The organism is Dialister pneumosintes, assembly GCF_001717505.1.
Lineage (GTDB): Bacteria > Bacillota > Negativicutes > Veillonellales > Dialisteraceae > Allisonella > Allisonella pneumosinta.
Window position 1 is genome coordinate 1,157,556 of the sequence record NZ_CP017037.1, and the last position, 17,292, is coordinate 1,174,847.

General features: G+C 33.1%; 14 protein-coding genes and 3 riboswitches. All 14 genes read right to left on the minus strand.

Translation table 11 applies throughout. The annotated features are described in order from the left end of the window. Nucleotides 1–51 precede the first annotated feature (51 nt). The 14 genes from BCB69_RS05680 to aroB all read right to left on the minus strand — a co-directional run bounded on the left by BCB69_RS05680 (nucleotide 52) and on the right by aroB (nucleotide 17,157). On the minus strand, nucleotides 52–600 hold the full coding sequence (locus tag BCB69_RS05680) for a TlpA family protein disulfide reductase (RefSeq protein ID WP_083990067.1): 549 nt from the start codon (nucleotides 598–600) through the stop codon (nucleotides 52–54). Nucleotides 601–616: 16 nt separating this feature from the next. After that, nucleotides 617–1,330 carry a thiol-disulfide oxidoreductase-associated membrane protein CcdA2 gene (gene ccdA2 / locus BCB69_RS05685; protein ID WP_022513537.1) on the minus strand — a complete coding sequence of 238 codons (714 nt, stop codon included), beginning with the start codon at nucleotides 1,328–1,330 and terminating at the stop codon, nucleotides 617–619. Between the two features lie 408 nt (nucleotides 1,331–1,738). Next, entirely contained in the window at nucleotides 1,739–3,121 is a 1,383-nt protein-coding gene (locus tag BCB69_RS05690) for an alanine/glycine:cation symporter family protein (protein ID WP_069177268.1), read from the minus strand. Nucleotides 3,122–3,252: 131 nt separating this feature from the next. Continuing rightward, nucleotides 3,253–3,349, minus strand: a riboswitch (glycine riboswitch). 314 nt (nucleotides 3,350–3,663) lie between these two features. Beyond that, nucleotides 3,664–3,755, minus strand: a riboswitch (glycine riboswitch). Between the two features lie 150 nt (nucleotides 3,756–3,905). Next, entirely contained in the window at nucleotides 3,906–4,796 is an 891-nt protein-coding gene (locus tag BCB69_RS05695) for a GIY-YIG nuclease family protein (RefSeq protein ID WP_022513797.1), read from the minus strand. An 11-nt stretch (nucleotides 4,797–4,807) separates the two neighbouring features. Next, nucleotides 4,808–5,485 carry an endonuclease/exonuclease/phosphatase family protein gene (locus BCB69_RS05700; protein ID WP_022513796.1) on the minus strand — a complete coding sequence of 226 codons (678 nt, stop codon included), beginning with the start codon at nucleotides 5,483–5,485 and terminating at the stop codon, nucleotides 4,808–4,810. 115 nt (nucleotides 5,486–5,600) lie between these two features. Continuing rightward, entirely contained in the window at nucleotides 5,601–6,965 is a 1,365-nt protein-coding gene (locus tag BCB69_RS05705; protein WP_173644815.1) for an alanine/glycine:cation symporter family protein, read from the minus strand. Between the two features lie 135 nt (nucleotides 6,966–7,100). Then, nucleotides 7,101–7,194: riboswitch (glycine riboswitch) on the minus strand. A gap of 339 nt (nucleotides 7,195–7,533) precedes the next feature. After that, nucleotides 7,534–9,273 (minus strand): DUF2357 domain-containing protein, encoded by a 1,740-nt coding sequence (locus BCB69_RS05710; protein ID WP_069177269.1) that lies wholly within the window; start codon nucleotides 9,271–9,273, stop codon nucleotides 7,534–7,536. Continuing rightward, nucleotides 9,257–11,329, minus strand: coding sequence for an McrB family protein (locus BCB69_RS05715; protein ID WP_069177270.1), 2,073 nt, complete (start codon nucleotides 11,327–11,329; stop codon nucleotides 9,257–9,259). The genes BCB69_RS05710 and BCB69_RS05715 overlap by 17 nt, the downstream gene beginning before the upstream one ends. A 118-nt stretch (nucleotides 11,330–11,447) precedes the next feature. Continuing rightward, on the minus strand, nucleotides 11,448–12,347 hold the full coding sequence (locus BCB69_RS05720; protein ID WP_236887184.1) for a PPK2 family polyphosphate kinase: 900 nt from the start codon (nucleotides 12,345–12,347) through the stop codon (nucleotides 11,448–11,450). A gap of 12 nt (nucleotides 12,348–12,359) precedes the next feature. Next, nucleotides 12,360–12,884, minus strand: a complete 525-nt coding sequence (locus BCB69_RS05725) for a shikimate kinase (RefSeq protein ID WP_069177271.1) — start codon at nucleotides 12,882–12,884, stop codon at nucleotides 12,360–12,362. Beyond that, a complete protein-coding gene (locus tag BCB69_RS05730; RefSeq protein ID WP_069177272.1) occupies nucleotides 12,845–13,681 on the minus strand; it encodes a shikimate dehydrogenase family protein in 837 nt (278 codons plus the stop codon). Before BCB69_RS05730 ends, BCB69_RS05725 begins: the two co-directional genes overlap by 40 nt. Nucleotides 13,682–13,692: 11 nt before the next feature. Further along, a complete protein-coding gene (gene aroC / locus BCB69_RS05735) occupies nucleotides 13,693–14,781 on the minus strand; it encodes a chorismate synthase (protein WP_069177273.1) in 1,089 nt (362 codons plus the stop codon). 31 nt (nucleotides 14,782–14,812) lie between these two features. Then, a complete protein-coding gene (aroA, locus tag BCB69_RS05740; protein ID WP_069177274.1) occupies nucleotides 14,813–16,084 on the minus strand; it encodes a 3-phosphoshikimate 1-carboxyvinyltransferase in 1,272 nt (423 codons plus the stop codon). Next, nucleotides 16,081–17,157, minus strand: a complete 1,077-nt coding sequence (aroB, locus tag BCB69_RS05745) for a 3-dehydroquinate synthase (protein ID WP_069177275.1) — start codon at nucleotides 17,155–17,157, stop codon at nucleotides 16,081–16,083. Before aroB ends, aroA begins: the two co-directional genes overlap by 4 nt. Nucleotides 17,158–17,292 lie beyond the last annotated feature (135 nt).

Genomic DNA, 17,292 nt, shown 5'->3' on the forward strand with positions numbered 1-17,292 from the left:
AGGTGCTATCCTCTATCTGTGGATAGCGCCTTTTTATTTGATTATATTTTATTAAGATAATTTTGCCATTTCTTTTTGAAGTGCTTCCTTAGGTAAATGCCCCGGAATAATTGATTGGACTTTCCCTTCCGTATCAATCAATACCCCCGTCGGGTAAGCATAGATACCATATTGCTTAGTTACTTTTCCGCCTTCATCAAGAAGCACCGGTAAACTGGTATAACCTTGTCCTTTAAACCATTCAATAAATTTATCTTTGGACATTTCACCACCTACATTCGGTGCAACAACAGATAATACGACAAAATCTTTATCCATATCTGCAGCCAGTCTATCTGTTTCTGCTAACGTCTTTACACAAATAGAACACCAAGATGCCCAAAACTTAATATATACTTTTTTACCTTTATAATCAGATAAATGATGTACCTTTCCATCTATATCTTGTAAGGTAAAATCTTCCATAATCTGTCCGCTGGCAGCTACCGGAGTTACGCCTGCTTCCATCGTATGTTGTCCACACTGGTTGCAACAACCGGTCAATAAAGTCGTTGCTATTGCTAAACCGAGAACACTTACTCCTATTTTTTTATAATTCATGATTTCTCCTTTATTTTTATAAGAATATACCTGATAATACATTAAATTGTCCAAGCCATAACAAGATGCCCATGAATACAATCAGCAATCCACCTATTTTTTTTAGCAATATTAAATGTCTTTTAATAAAGCCGGCACGCTCCATAACCCAGGAAGATGTCACCGCTAACAAAAGAAAAGGTATGGAAAGCCCGGCGGAGTATATAACCATAAGAAAACCGCCATACCAAGCACTGCTACCACCGGAGATAACGACAGCCAATAAAGATCCGAGCACCGGACCGATACAGGGTGTCCATCCAAAACTAAATGTCAGCCCTAATAAAAAAGCACCTAAGATTCCTCCTACACGCTTTTTATTAAAATTAACAGACTTTTGCCTTTGGAGCATAGAAAAATTAATGACTTCCATTTGATGAAGTCCTAAAAGGATAGCAAAGAATCCCATCACATACGCTACATACGGATGATATAAAATATGTCCTAAAGCACCTGCACCGAATCCCAACATAAAAAACACCATCGAGATACCGGAAACAAAAGCTAAAGTTTTAATAAACGGTTCCAGATAACTTTTCTTAGGAGTATTCGCTGTCGATTCTTGACCAAAATTACCTAATAATTCTCCCATATAAACGGGGAGTAGGGGAAATACGCAGGGTGAAAAAAATGAAAATATCCCTGCCAAGAATACAGATCCTATAAGTAAAATATTCCAATCGCCTTGCATACAATCTCCTTTCTTTAATAAATTATGAGACTGATTCTCATATGTATATCTATCATATTCGATATTGAGATAAAATACAATAGCTTTTACATTAATTTTTAAACAAATTTATATTAATTTTTAATAAATAATAAAAAAGAACCTAATAAATAGATTCTTTTTTTGTTTGATATATTTTCTTATGTCGAGTGATAGAACTTCTATCAATAGTAAACAACTCTATTATCGCTTTCTATGTAAGTCCCAAAATTTCATCTTTATGTAAAACTTTAATTTTTTATCTAATAAATAATAGTTTGTGATGCGGCGTATACTTTAAACACATTTTATGCAAAACATTCTATAGAAAAAGGAACCCGAATATCGGATTCCTTTTTAGGATAAAGAATAATTTTTTAGAAAAAGTTTTTAAATTTTATTGTTGATGTTTTTATAACTGGAAAGTCTTCTACTTCTTTCTTTCAAGTAGTTCATATAACGTTTACTTTCTGATACTACCGTACCTGATAATAAAAGAAGTGCTACTAAGTTCGGAAATGCCATAAGACCGTTTACAATATCTGCCAATGCCCAAATTTCTTCCAATTTTAAGAAAGCAGCGGTAGCAATAATAGCAATAAATACTAAACGGTAAGGTTTAATAACTTTGGTACCGAAAAGATATACGGCACAACGTTCACCATAGTAGCTCCAACCTAAAATGGTGGTAAAAGCAAATAGAACCAATGCAATCGTAATTAAATAGTCTCCGAATAGGGGAAATGCTTGTGAAAAAGCTCCATTCGTAAGCACTGCACCATTAAGCTCTGTTGTCCATAATCCGGAAGAAATAACAGCAAGTCCGGTCATCGTACAAATAATAATCGTATCAATAAAAGTTCCCGTCATAGAAATAAGACCTTGTTCTGCCGGCCATTTAGTCTTTGCCGCTGCCGCTACAATAGGAGCGGATCCAAGACCTGATTCATTAGAGAAAATACCACGTGCGATACCGCTCTGAATACCTTTCATAACACTGGCACCTAAGAAACCTCCCATCGCTGCCGTAGGAGTAAAAGCATTCACAAATACCAGTTCTATCGCCATAGGTAGCTGCTCTCTATTAATAATTAATAAACTGATAACTGCCACGATATAAACGACCGCCATTGCCGGAACGATTTTTTCTGCCGCCTTAGCAATGGACTGCAACCCACCTAAAATGATAATCCCGACTAATATAGTTAAAACAACATCTGTCATAAGCGGAGCTATTCCGAAGCTGACTTCCAAGCTGGACATAATGGCATTAGCTTGCGTATACGTACCACTTCCTAAACAAGCGGTAAGCACACCGAATACGGCAAAGAGAATTGCTAAAGGTTTCCACTTCTCTCCAAGTCCCTTTTCGATATAATACATAGGTCCACCGGAAATTTCTCCATTAGAGTCGACTTCACGATAACGAACGGCTAAACAACCTTCTGCATACTTAGTAGCCATTCCGAAGAAAGCCGCCATCCACATCCAAAATAAAGCACCCGGACCACCGGCTTTAATAGCCGTAGCCACTCCGACAATGTTACCGGTACCTACGGTTGCTGCAAGTGCCGTGCAAAGTGCTTTAAAACTGTCAATATCTCCATCTCCACGATTGCGAGCAGAAAAAATAAGACGCAGCGCAAGCGGTAATTTAGCAATTTGAATAAATCCTAAACGGAGGGTAAAAAGTATCCCCGTCCCAAGAAGTAAGATAAGTAACCATGGCCCCCAGACCATGCTATCAATTTGATTTAATATTTCTAATAACATATTCTTCTATCCCTCCATAACCAATTGTAAAAATAAAATCGCCCCTGTCGATATGACAGAGGCGGCAAAAAATCTAAAAATAGCTAGCCCTGCAGACGCTAGAAATCTAAAAATTTTTCATTGATTTCTCAATGAGCCGCCCTGTCCTTTTGCCTGAGAGATCGGGGTTACTATGTAACCTTTACACCTTCGGCGCTCGATTTAACGAGACTCTCCAGAGTTGTGTCCATATACAGTTTCGTGTCCAAGACGCCTGATAGTGTTACTCCTTCGGCAGATTTTTCTTTAAGAGTACTCTTTAAAAAGAAAAATCTTTTTCTGCATACTTCATCCACCTATATTTTTGAATGTATTATACATTCATTTTTTATGTATTGCAATTTTATTTTTCATAAATCTAAATATAGTATATTCGATATCTATTATTACTAAAACACATCGATAGATTTAAATTTATATAAAATAAATAACTAAAAAGCCGACCACCGGTATGGGGGGTCGGCACTATTTCAGAATAGAGAAATACACTCATAGTATTACTATGACGACCCCCTGTCCTTTTGCCTGAGAGATTCGGAAATACTTCCTTGCACCTTCGGCGCTCGATTTAACGAGACTCTCCAGAGTTGTGTCCGCATACAGTTTCGTGTCTAAGACGCCTGATAGTGTTACTCCTTCGGCAGATTTAAAAATAAATCCTTTTTCTGTATGCATCAACCACACTTATATAGTTATGAGATTATTATATGACCTACCTTACATCCTTGCAATAGCTATCTAAAAATTATATTTCTTTCTCCTCTAATGCACTAAGAGTCATCCCATCCTTCGTTTTCCAATCCGTTCGTCCATTAGAACTCCGCCCTAAAACAAACATAGACGCATAAGAAGGACTATCAAAAAGCATATTTTTATATAACTTTCCATCTACAATATCTTTTCTTTTTTTACAATTAGCCCTTTTCTCTTTAAGAGTTGTAGGTATAGAAAAATAATCTATTTCTTCAATCATACTTCCTTTAAGTACAACGAACCCTTCATTTGTACGTTTACAAGTAGCTTTAATAGTCCTATTTGATTTCTTACTTTTACTATGTAAATAAAGTAAAGTTTCTGCTGTATTTTCTACTATATTATTATCTTTTTCTGTTTTTATCAAAGGTACAAATATTTTATATCCTAAAACACCTAATACCATTTTAGAATAAACAACAAAATCTTCTAATTCAGATTCTTTTTCCTCTGTAACATTTCCTGCATTCGGTTCATTTTCATTTCTCACTTTAAAACGCTCTATTTCTCGTGCTAAATTAGTAAATTTATTTTCAAGATAACTAATTTCTGTTGGACCAAATGAATTATTTTGAGTAGTTAGAATAACTGCATCACTAAAATATTCTTTATCTTTTAAATGCTCTGTCACTCTAAAAAGAACACCCTCTCCATTTTTGCGAATACCTGCTTGTCCTACATATACAACCTCTTCATTATTATCATTTCTTCCAAATAGAAAATAAACTCCACTTTGTTTTAAATCTTGTCTTTCTTTACATTTATCTAAATGTGAGCGAGGTATCTTATAAGCAAGTCCTGTCCAATTAGACAACGTACACTTAATTCTTCCGGTAACATCTCCATCCATTAAAAAGAGATTAAAATTTTTTCCATTACTCATATAGAATCTCCCTATCTACTAATAGTTTCAAATAAAATAGGCATATGATCACTATAAGTGAGCCACTCATCAGGTGAACCTATTATAAAAGTTTTCATATACTTTGGGCTGCTATATGCATAATCGATATAATAACCTTTTTCTAAATTTCTATACATATAGAGAGTAGGAGTATTTTCTTTACCATATGCAATTTTATTTAATACATGAAAGGCAGACTCCAAATTTACTTTTTTTAACATAGTATTGAATGTTGTATGATTTCGAATATTATGCTTTGTATCCCATATAACATTACTATTAAAATCTCCAATAATAATAGATTTTTCATTTAATAAATGCTTATATATGGAAAAATAAACCACCATTTCTTCTATATAAGGGTTCATCGCCCAAATCGCATAACATCTCTTTGTATTTACTTTAAAAGGAATAAAATATCGTAAATAGTAACTATTTTGTTCTTCAAAATCAATGGATATTTTTGAAAATACGGCTAATCCTTTATTTTTATTTTCTCCAATCCAACGATAATTAAAACTTGTCAAAAATTCTTTATCTTTATTATTTGAAATCTTCTCCGGATTTTCACATTCTTGAATAACATAAATATCGGCAGGTATTTTTTCAAACAAAATAGAATACTTTTTACGAAAAGCACCATTACAATTCCAACTTACTATTTTCATAAAATTTCTTCCTTACTATTGAATTCTATAATATTGAATATTCCTTAAAAAACAAAATTTTAAATTTTCAGCAAGTAAAAATCCACCTAATATAGGTGGATTTTTTTGTTTTTACTTATTTTCCAGCTTTATTTACTTTTTCTGCTTTTAGATACTCATTATATCTCTTTGTTTCCGCTACCACCACACCGGAGAGTCCGATAAGTGCAATGAGGTTTGGAATTGCCATAAGACCATTTACGATATCGGCCAATACCCAAATCACTTCTAACTTTAAGAAAGCGGCAGAAGCAATAAGAAGAATGAATACGATACGGTAAGGAAGTACTGCTTTTACACCTGCCAAGTAGATAATGCAACGTTCACCGTAATAGTTCCATCCAAGAATGGTGGTGAAAGCAAAGAGAGCAAGGCAGATACAAAGTAAATAGCTTCCAATGGTCGGGAATACGCTACCGAAAGCTGCATTGGTTAAAGCAGCACCGTTAAGATTTCCCATCCATTCACCGGAAACGATAATGGTAAGACCTGTCAAAGTACAAATGATAATGGTATCAATGAAAGTACCTGTCATAGAAATAAGTCCCTGTTCCGCAGGCCACTTAGTTTTAGCTGCCGCCGCTACGATAGGAGCAGATCCTAAACCGGATTCATTGGAGAATACACCACGTGCAATACCGTTACGCATAGCTACGATAACACTGGCACCTAAGAAACCTCCCATAGCTGCCGTAGGTGTAAAGGCAGATTCAAGAACCATCATGATAGCTGCCGGAATCTTATCCCAAGAGAGTACTAAGATGGTAACAGTTACAATAAAGTATACAACTGCCATAGTCGGTACAATCTTTTCCGCTGTTTTAGCAATAGACTGTAATCCACCTAAAGTAATAGCAGCAACAAGAGCTGTTACAATACCACCTACAATGTAAGGGCTTACGCCGAAAGTAATGTTGGATATATCGATAATGGAATTTACTTGTGCAAAAGTACCGATACCGAAATAAGCTACCAGTACCCCACAGAAGGAGAAAAGGAATGCTAACGGCTTCCATTTTTCGCCTAAACCATTTTTAATGTAGTACATAGGTCCGCCGGAAATTTCTCCATTGGAATCGACTTCACGATATTTAACTGCTAAACAGCCTTCCGCATACTTAGTTGCCATACCGAAGAAAGCAGCAATCCACATCCAGAAAATAGCTCCCGGACCACCGGCTTTAATAGCGGTAGCAACCCCAACAATATTACCGGTACCTACAGTTGCAGCAAGTGCTGTACAAAGTGCTTTGAAGCTGTCAATATCACCGGAACCTTTATTTTCTGCAGAGAAAATAAGAGATAATGCCTTTTTAAGTTGAAAAATCTGCAATAAACGAAGGCGATAGGTGAGAAGAATACCTGTCCCTACTAATAAGATTAATAGAGGCGGTCCCCACACAAAACTGTCAATCTGATTTAATACATCCAACACGTTCATAAAAAAATTCCCCTTTCAGAAATTAAAATACGACATAAAGAAGCAATCATTTGCTTGCTAAAGAGGAAAAAATAAAAAATCCGATTCGCAGTTCAAATTTCTGGAATCGGTATAAAACATACTCTAAAAAAAGTATGTTTATTCTCTGTCCTTTTGCCTGAGAGATTTGGATTAATATTTAACCCTTACACCTTCGGCGCTCATTAAGAGACTCTCCAGAGTGTGTCCATATGCGCTACTCATTCCTTTCGGAACGCCTGAGAGTGTTACTCCTTCGGCAGGCACCAGCCTTCTCACACATACTTCATCCACCAATATGTCGTTGTGCCACTTATTATATGATGAATCTTTTTAAATTTCAATAGGCTTTTGAAAAAGTTTATAAATAATTATTTTTTTGAAAATTTTTTCAACGAACTAACTAACGAAGAATAGGCTTATTTTCTTACTTTTTCAGTTTTTCACAATATACACAGAGATATTCACAAGCATGCTATGTATTTGTAGCAGAAATATTTATGAAGTATCAAAAAAGCTTTTAGCAGGTATTCCCACTAAAAGCTTTTGATTAATTTTTTAATAATGCAATATAGGATTCTATACGTACTGCCAATTCTTCATTATTTTGACTACCGGGAAGTAAAGAAATAAAGCGTAAGCTATAATCAGTATCTTCCAAACTTTCCATTTCTCTTGGAAAAATTGCCCATACTTCTTTGACCGGTCTTGCATGCATGAGCGAATTTCTTTCATCTAAATTTCGATAAAAACGGGTATTCATGTCATGATACGCATTAAATTGTCTTCGCAATTCTTTACTTTTTTCTTTATCTTGCCATAAATGATACACATCACGATATTTAAAATCGGCTACTAAAGAACCATAGTATTGTTTTTGACAGTAATAATCCATCCTAAAATCGGGTGTTCTATGTGCATTATTAGTATATAAAGGATTAGATAATCTATCTGTGTATTCTCCGGAATCAGGAATTCCTTTGTCATAACAAAGATGTACAAATTCATCCTTTCTTCTCAAGATAATTTCCGTGCCGGCTTCTAAGTTATGCAAACGGTATCTTCCTTGCTCTTGTACTACATGAGAAGCCGTTTCTAATACCCATCCTTGTTTCAATAATGCTTTAATAAACTGTAAAAAACACCACAGTTCATATAATTTATCCGTTCGTTTCCATTGCAATAAATAGAATGGTGATACAAAAACACTCTGTTCAGGATATAGTAAATTTTTATCCAATCGATACAAAGCCGCATAGCGAGGATCCATAAAAACTTCCATCGGTATTTCTTTAGGTGGATTATTTTTCGTTTCTTCAAACCAAGACGATTCAGTAATGGTTCGTATCATCTCTAAGAGCTGTTTTGTTCTCTTGTAATAAGAGTATAATTCTTCTATTCCTTGCTGTGTCTGTTGCGTGGATATATTCATCACATAATAATGATTTTTTTGTTGTGTTTGTTCCGCCTTTTTAATACTCTTGTGCAATTGTTCTAAAAAAATAAATAAGGTTTTCTTCAGTTTAGTAATTAAATTCTTAGCAAAACGATTTTCAGCAATATCCCAAGAAATTTCTTTATGAAGCACTCTACGAGAAGATGCATTCACTACTTCTTTGTTATAGCGTATACGAGAAGGAATAGATGCATCTGCTTTTTCTTTACTTAGAAAACGTTGTTTCCAAACAATACGACTATTGGCAGTATGTCGTAATTCTTCTAAAGATTTCATCACGACAGGGAACATATCATTGATAATATAAAACCGAAGTAGCATTTGGCTATCAATACCTAATGTATTACCTAAATTTTTATCTATATGAATATGTTGTTTCATAAAGTCGAAAGAAAGATGACGTATTTCTTTAGTCAATTCCTCTTTCATAGTTTGCCAATTTTGTTTTCCTAAAAATTTAGGAGTAACTTCTATAAGGGCATACCATACCTTATCATTTCCCTCTATGGTAATTACATAATAACCGGGAACTAAAGGAAAATCTTGCCCTTGAAAAAGGGAAATATATTCGTTTCCTTTCATGGGAGGTAGCCAAGATTGTCCTTCTCTATCGATACTATAAGGAAGAGAAATAACATCCAATCCGTCCATAGTCATGAAAAAACCGTCTGGAGCTTGAAAATGAACCCAAATATCTTGATTTTCTGAAATAACAAGAGCCGGTTCTATTTCTCCTTCTAAAATTTCTCGAATATCTTCTGAAAAAACTCCTATACACTCTCCTGACGGATAGTCTTTACGTGCTATAAATGAAAGTTTAAATGGTATAGTCATATAATTTCAATTCTTTCGCTTTACGCATAAGCACTTTTTTAGATTCGGTAAAAGAAGATACATTTTTATACGTAGCAAATAAATCCATGAGTTTACCGCCGACTTTACCGTCATCTGTCATGGATAACAAAGTTTGTAATTGTTCACGACTTCCTCTTACCTTTGTTAAAATACGTTGCACAATTTGTAAATCCAGTCCATCTCCTCGAGTAAAATCTTTTAAAGACGGAATATTTTCTACATATCTGTCAATATCAAAAGCTACTCGATATCCGATACCTCCGGATACACGACTTTCCTGTAAGGCTTCATTCAAAGCATCTAATAATTCAAGTTCTTCATTACTTAAACGTACCTTTTTATTTTCGACTCTAAATTTACGATACGCATCCGCTGATATAGGCACAAACAATCCATCTTTTACAGGACAAAAAGATTTCATATCTGCAAATTTCCTTTGATGCAGCGTAATTACGTTCGCTCTATCTAATACTTTGTCAGAGAAATGATAGGTCGATTCGTCCATATTCACTGTTCCCATAAATAACACATTATCCCCGATAGAAATTTGTGCGGGATACAAATGGCTATTATGTACTCGATTTTCTAAAGAAGGATTATATAGCTGAATCTTGCGAGAGTCTTTCTTTTCAAGTACGGAAATAAATTGTGCAAAATAATGCTCTACTCGTGCTAAATTCATCTCATCAAAACATACCATATACATCTTTTCCGGATGTTTAGACGCTTCGACTAATAATTCTGCCAGTCCCGTATCTGACGGATAATATAACATGCTGTTTTTATCCAAATACCCTAAAATATCTCCATCATCCATCCAAGACGGACGTACCGGTAAAAATGCCATTTGTGATGCACTAAGTCCTAATGCTTCTCCATACAAGCGAACCAATGCAGATTTACCGATACCACTCATTCCTGATAAAATCAAAAGTTTTGATGATTTCGCTGCTACGTGGAAATTATATAAATCTTTCTTATCATATAAGAATCCTTTTTGCTCTACACAAGATAAAAATTGAGCAATAAATTCTTGTTCAGAAAAAGCATCCGTATTATTAGATGTAAAAGAATCTTTTTCATCTCCTATTTCATTCGTTGTTTCTGCCATGATTAATTGTACAGTTTCATCCAATATCTTTTGAGAAGGAATGTCTATCGGCATAGATGTCGAAGAATCTTTATTAACATGTTGTAATCCGTCATGACTCACAGAACAGGGTATTATTTTCTGATCGGATAACCAAAGATTACTTTGCTTACGTATTTTTTCAATGAGATTTTCAGGAATAAACCAAAGAGGATCTTCATGACAACGAATAATTTCTTTATTATATTCTTTGTCAGATAAATCAATAAATCCATAGGATAATTCATGATTTCCTATATCAAAATAAGCACCGCCTTCTCCTATATGTGCTTCTTTAAAAGTTTTATTATGAGCAGGAGTCAGATATAAAAAACGATATTTTCCATGATTATCATAATTTCCTGTATGTGCAATAACAAAAGGAGGCTCTACTTGAGATACCCAATGTTTTTTAGAAAGCCCCGGAAGAGGTTTTCCTGACAATACATGCATACAAAATTTATGAATATCTCCATTAAAAACCGGATTTTTTTCATCACCGAATACAGGAACCGGATAATAAGTTTCTTCCAAAGAACCTTTAAAATTTTTAAATTCTTTTACAATATCTGTAATCACAAAATATTTAAAATTTTTTAATACAGGTGTAAAAGTAATTAAACAATTTCCATACTTTTTTTCTAATACTTTAGAGGCTTCTTCTTCAGAATCAAACATATTAAATCCATATCCTAACTGATTCATAAAACCTGTAAAATATAAACCTTTTTCTTCCATTTCTTTAAATTCTTCCGGAAGAGGTGATAACGCTTCCACAAAAAAGCGATAATCTTTCTTTCCTTCTCCGGGTCTTGATACTTTTACTTCACTTTTTATACGACCAAGCACACGTCCATCGGCTTGATACAAAGAAGAATATATACGTTCATTCGTAATATGATTCATTTTCTCTCCTTATAAAAGAATATTATTTTGTTTCACGTGAAACATTCTATATTAATATAATATTCTTTTAACACTTATAACTCATTTATTTCTATTCCTACTACAAGAAATAAATCTTTTAATCTTCCATAACTTTATAAATTTGCCCCTGCTCCAGTAAAGTTTTTAATTGCTTTAATTGTTCTTCTACATGTGAATCTAATGTCGGAAAAGAAGGATTTAATTTTCTAAGTTCTTTAACTACAATACATGCAACCACATAACGCGTATACCACTTATCATCAGCCGGAACAATATACCAAGGTGCATAAGAAGTGGATGTCTTAGATAATAATTCTTCATAATATTCTTGATATTTATTCCAATATTTTCGTTCTAAAATATCAGAAAATGCAAATTTCCAATTCTTTTCCGGTCTGGAAATACGATCTATTAAACGTTTTTCTTGTTCTTTTTTAGACACATGCAAAAAAATCTTAATCATGGGAAATCCATTCTGTGCTAAATATTTTTCCCAATGCATAATTTGTTCATATCGTTCTTCCCAAATATGATTCGTTATCAAAGAAGTCGGGAAAGATTCTTTTTCTAAAAGTTGATGTACACGAGTTACTATCACTTCTTCATATTGTGAACGATTAAATATAACTATTTCACCACGAGCAGGTAATGCTTTATGGATACGCCATAAATAATCATGACTACTTTCTAAAGAAGTAGGTTCTTTAAAAGATTTTACAAATAATCCGCTCGGATTTAATTCTGAAAAAACATGATTTATCGTACTATCTTTACCGGCCGCATCCATAGCTTGTAAAACAAAAGTTAATCCGTATTTCTTTTCTGCATATAATTTTTCTTGCCAACTTTTCATTTCATGAATTACAGCAGGAAATAATTCTTGTTTAACTTCGTTTTTTTCAATAGCTATATCACAAAAAGTAGGTATATTATGTAAATTTACCGTTTCATTTTGTTTTATTTTATAACGATCTACATCTATATGCTTATCTACCATACGGATTCTCCTTTACACTTTTTGTAATATATGGAGTTGTTTTATTTTTTCTTGTATTTCATCTATCACCTCACTGATTCTCCCTTTATTAAGAATGTGAAAATCTGCTACTTCTTTATATAAAGGGAATCGTTCTTCATATAAAGATTCTAAAGATACACCTTTTCGTAATAAAGGACGATATTCTTTTTGAATATCTTTTTTTATATCTTCTATTTTTCTATCAATAAAAAATACAAAACCTTCTTTTTTTAAAAGTTCCCTATTTTCTTTTCTTACAATAACACCACCTCCTGTAGCAATAATAGCCTTTTTTAATACTAACTTTTTTAATATTTCCGTTTCGATATCTCTAAAAATATCTTCTCCTTGTATAAACAAAGAAGATATTGATTTTCCTATAGAAGACTCTAAATAAATATCTGCATCATAAAAAGGTAAAAAAAGATTCTCAGAAAGAATTTTTCCAATCATACTTTTACCTGCACCGGGCATACCTATAAGGAATATATTTTTTGTAATTGGTTTTCTATGCATATTATAATTTCCTTACATTTTTCTTCTTCTATTTCTCGTCCTAACCAGTATTCTTCCGCTTTGAGTGCTTGATAAATTAACATCATAAGACCGTTAGCTGTTTTTTTACCTTGTTTCTTAGCCTCTAAAAGCAAAGTAGTTTCTATAGGGTTGTAAATGATATCAATGACTACGTTAAAAGAATCTATTATTTTTGATTCTATAGGCATTTTTTCATTATGAGGAAACATACCAACAGGTGTAATATTAACAAGTAATTCCGCTTGTAAAGATGATAACTTTTTATAATCACAAAGAACAGCTTTTTCTTGTTCCAAGAAAGAAAGCATTGATGCATCAACAGATGAAGGAAATCGACTCACAACATATATAGAAGAACAACCTTTATCAGCCAGACAAGTAATTACCGCACGAGAAGCACCGCCTGTACCTAATACTACTGCTTCTTTATCTTTTAAATTAATATCTATAGACTCTAACAATTTAGAAAAACCGAAATAATCGGTGTTTTTTCCCATCCATTGTTTTCCTTTTTTTACTAAGGTATTCACAGCACCGATACGCTTTGCTTCTTCGGATATAACATCTATATGAGATAAAATTTCCACTTTATAAGGAATCGTTATATTATATCCATCATATAGAGAAAGAATAGACTTTCCTTTATTTTTTAAATCTTCCTTAGAAATTTCCAGTAAATCATAAGAAGCTACAATTCCTTGTTTTTCAAAACTTATTTCATGAATCCATTTAGAATAACTATGTCCTAATTTTTCACCAATTAAAGCTGCTTTCATATCTAACTTTCTTATTCAAACTGAGATAATTTATATATATCCAATAGAACAATGCTTGCTACACTTTCTACCACAGGAACAACTCTAGGAACAATACAAGGATCATGACGACCTTCTATAGTAAGCATTGTATTTTCCTTTGTTTTAATATTCACAGTTGATTGCGGAATACCAATAGATGGTGTAGGTTTTATTGCTACTCTAAAAATAAGAGGCATACCATTCGTAATACCACCTAAAATTCCACCATTATGATTGGATGTCATCTTTATTTTTCCATCGCCAATTTGCATAATGTCATTTTTGTTAGAACCATAACCTTGTGCCATAGCAAAACCATCACCAAATTCTACTCCTTTAACAGCAGGAATAGAAAATAAAGCATGTGACAATACACTTTCTACCGAATCAAAAAAAGGATTTCCTAAACCGACAGGTACTCCCTGTACCATACATTCTACAATACCACCGACAGAATCTTTATTTTGCATCTTTTTTTCTATTTCTTTTTTCATAGATTCTTCAACGACAGCATCTAAAACAGGAAAAGAAGATTTTGATAAACAATCTAAAACATCTTGTTTTTCTCCCAAAGGATTATATTTTTTATCACATATAGCTCCTATCTGCTGTATATGCGAGGATATGCTTATTCCTTTTTTCTTTAATAATTGTCTGGCAATGGCTCCTGCAAACACAAGAGGTGCTGTTATACGTCCGGAAAAATGTCCGCCGCCACGATAATCATTAAATCCTTTATATTTTATAAAACCCGTATAATCGGCATGTCCAGGTCGCATACTATCTTTTATTTTTTCATAAGAGGAAAAATCTGCATCTTCATTTTTTATAATAACGGTTAAAGGCGTACCTGTAGTGTGATTATTAAAATATCCACTCAGCACTTCAAAAGAATCCATTTCTTTTCTATGACTGACATACGAATAAACACCGGGAATGCGACGTTTTATTTCTTTCTTTATTTCTTCCCATTCTAAAGAAATACCGGCAGGAAGTCCATCTATAACACAACCGATAGCTTTCCCATGAGATTCACCCCATATAGTGACTTTAAATGCATTCCCTAATGTATTACCCATATATTCTCCTACCATGTTTCACGTGAAACATTCATACTTTTTTGATGTAACCGCCCAACTTTTGAAAATCTTTCCAAAATAAAGGATAAGATTTATTAACACATTCGGCTTGCTCTATAAGTAATTCTTTTTTACAGCGACAAGAAGCTACTGCCAATGCCATAGCTATGCGGTGATCATTCCATGAAGAAACGACACCTCCCGAAAAAGAAGAAACTCCTTCAATGATAACTTCCTCTGCATTTTCTTTTATCTTAGCACCTATTTTGGATAATTCCACTGTCATCGCATGCACACGATCACACTCTTTTAAACGTACTCTGGATACTCCCTTAATAATAGATTTTCCCTTTGATAAAGCACAAACTACTGCTAAAACAGGAAATAAATCCGGACAATCCGATACATCAAAATTATACGCCGTTAAAAGAGTTTCTTTTATACATAATTCTTCTTGATTCCAATAAAGTTTTCCATTCATTTGAGAAATAAATTTTTGAAAAACAGCATCGCCTTGTAAAGAATTTTTAGAAAGTCCTTGTATACTAATATCTCCATAAAGAGAAGCTGCCGCTATCCAAAAAGTAGATTGTGAATCATCTCCGGATATTCTAAATTTTCCATTTTTATATGTCTGATTTCCTTCTATTTTATATGTATATGTATTTTCTTTACTGATAGATATACCAAATAAAGATAAACATTGTTTAGTAACAGCAAGATAAGAAGATGATTCTAAAGGAGGAATAATATTAATAATAGAATTTCCATCCAAAAGAGGACATACCATAAAAAGACCAGTAAAAAATTGAGAACTGCTATTTCCAGGTAATGTATAAACAGAAGGAACTATACTTCCTTTAACAAGCAAAGTCTTTTCTTCTTCAAGAAAGATTGCTTTTTTTAAACAATCTACATAAGGATATATAGGTCTTTGTGCAAGATGCCCCTGTCTATCATATTTCATTTCTTTATTAAGAAACAAACCGAGCGGAATACAAAAACGAAGTGTAGAACCTGATTCCATACAATCTACTTCTACTACTCCTTTTTTAGTAGATAAACCACCTTGTATTTTATAGATATATTTTCCATTGTTCTTTTTTTCTATACAAGAAAAAGTAGCTCCCCATGCAGATAAAATATGCATGGTAGTTTCTATATCGTTAGAAAGAGTAATATTTTCTATGTAACTGGTTCCTTCTGCTAAAGCAGCTCCGATACACAGACGATGTGCTTCACTTTTAGAAGAAGGGATTTCTATCTTTCCTTGTAAAAAAGAGGGTGTAATTTTTATATTCATAAGGAACTTCCTGTAGCAAGATATGTAGATATCTGTTCTAAAGGTACTCTTATAAGTTTAGGATTTCCTATAGATTCTAAAATAACTAAAGTAATAAAATCTCCTCGTATTTTTTTATCATGCATAATATAAGGCATTAACTTTTCAATAGAAATAGATGTTTTTATTGGAAGATGCAAAAGAGAAAGTATTTCTTTTATTTTTTTTGCAGTTCCTTTTTCTGTAAGTCCCATACGTTCTGTATTTTCAGTAATAACGCTCATTCCGATAGACACCGCTTCTCCATGAGAAATTCCCTGATAATTTTTAAAACTTTCTAAAGCATGTGCTAAGGTATGTCCAAAATTTAAAAGCATACGAAGTCCTGACTCTTTTTCATCTTTTTCTACGATAGAAACTTTATATTGACAACTCTTTTCTATTATATTTTCTAAATTTTTTTCTATATCTTCTTTCATTTTTATAGATTCAAAAAGAGTAAATAAAGAAAGTTCCCCAATACAACCACATTTTACAGCTTCTGCCAATCCATCATAAAAATAATGTACAGACAAAGTTTTTATAACATCTACATCTATAAACACTGCTTTCGGCTGATAAAAACTGCCTGCTAAATTTTTTCCACCATCTAAATCAATAGCTACTTTTCCACCCACAGAACTGTCTACCTGTGCCAAAATAGTAGTAGGTACTTGTATAAAAGGAATCCCACGTAGATAAGTAGATGCAGCAAATCCACCTAAATCTCCGATAACACCACCGGAAAGTGTAAGTAATAAATCACTACGAGTTATACCAAAATCCGTTAACTGATTATATATATATCTCAACATGTCTAAATTTTTGCTGCATTCTCCATGAGGTATAACAATACGACGAGCTGAAATATATTCTTTTAATAACGAATTTTCTACTACTTCACCATATAAAGAATCTACAATATCATCAGTAACAATGGCAACTTTATCAAATGAATATTTATTTTTTATTAAAGAACCTATACCAGAAAGAAAATTTCTACCTATAAAAATAGAATAAGAATCATCTTGCAAATGAACATCTATTTTTTTCATAAAAATCTCCTTTCTTTAGATAAAACATCATTTTTCTATATTCTTATTGTATCATTATCTGTCTGCCGGCTAAATAATAAATAGCCATTTTTACATCTTTATTTTTCTGCTATAATAAATCCATTCTTTAATACT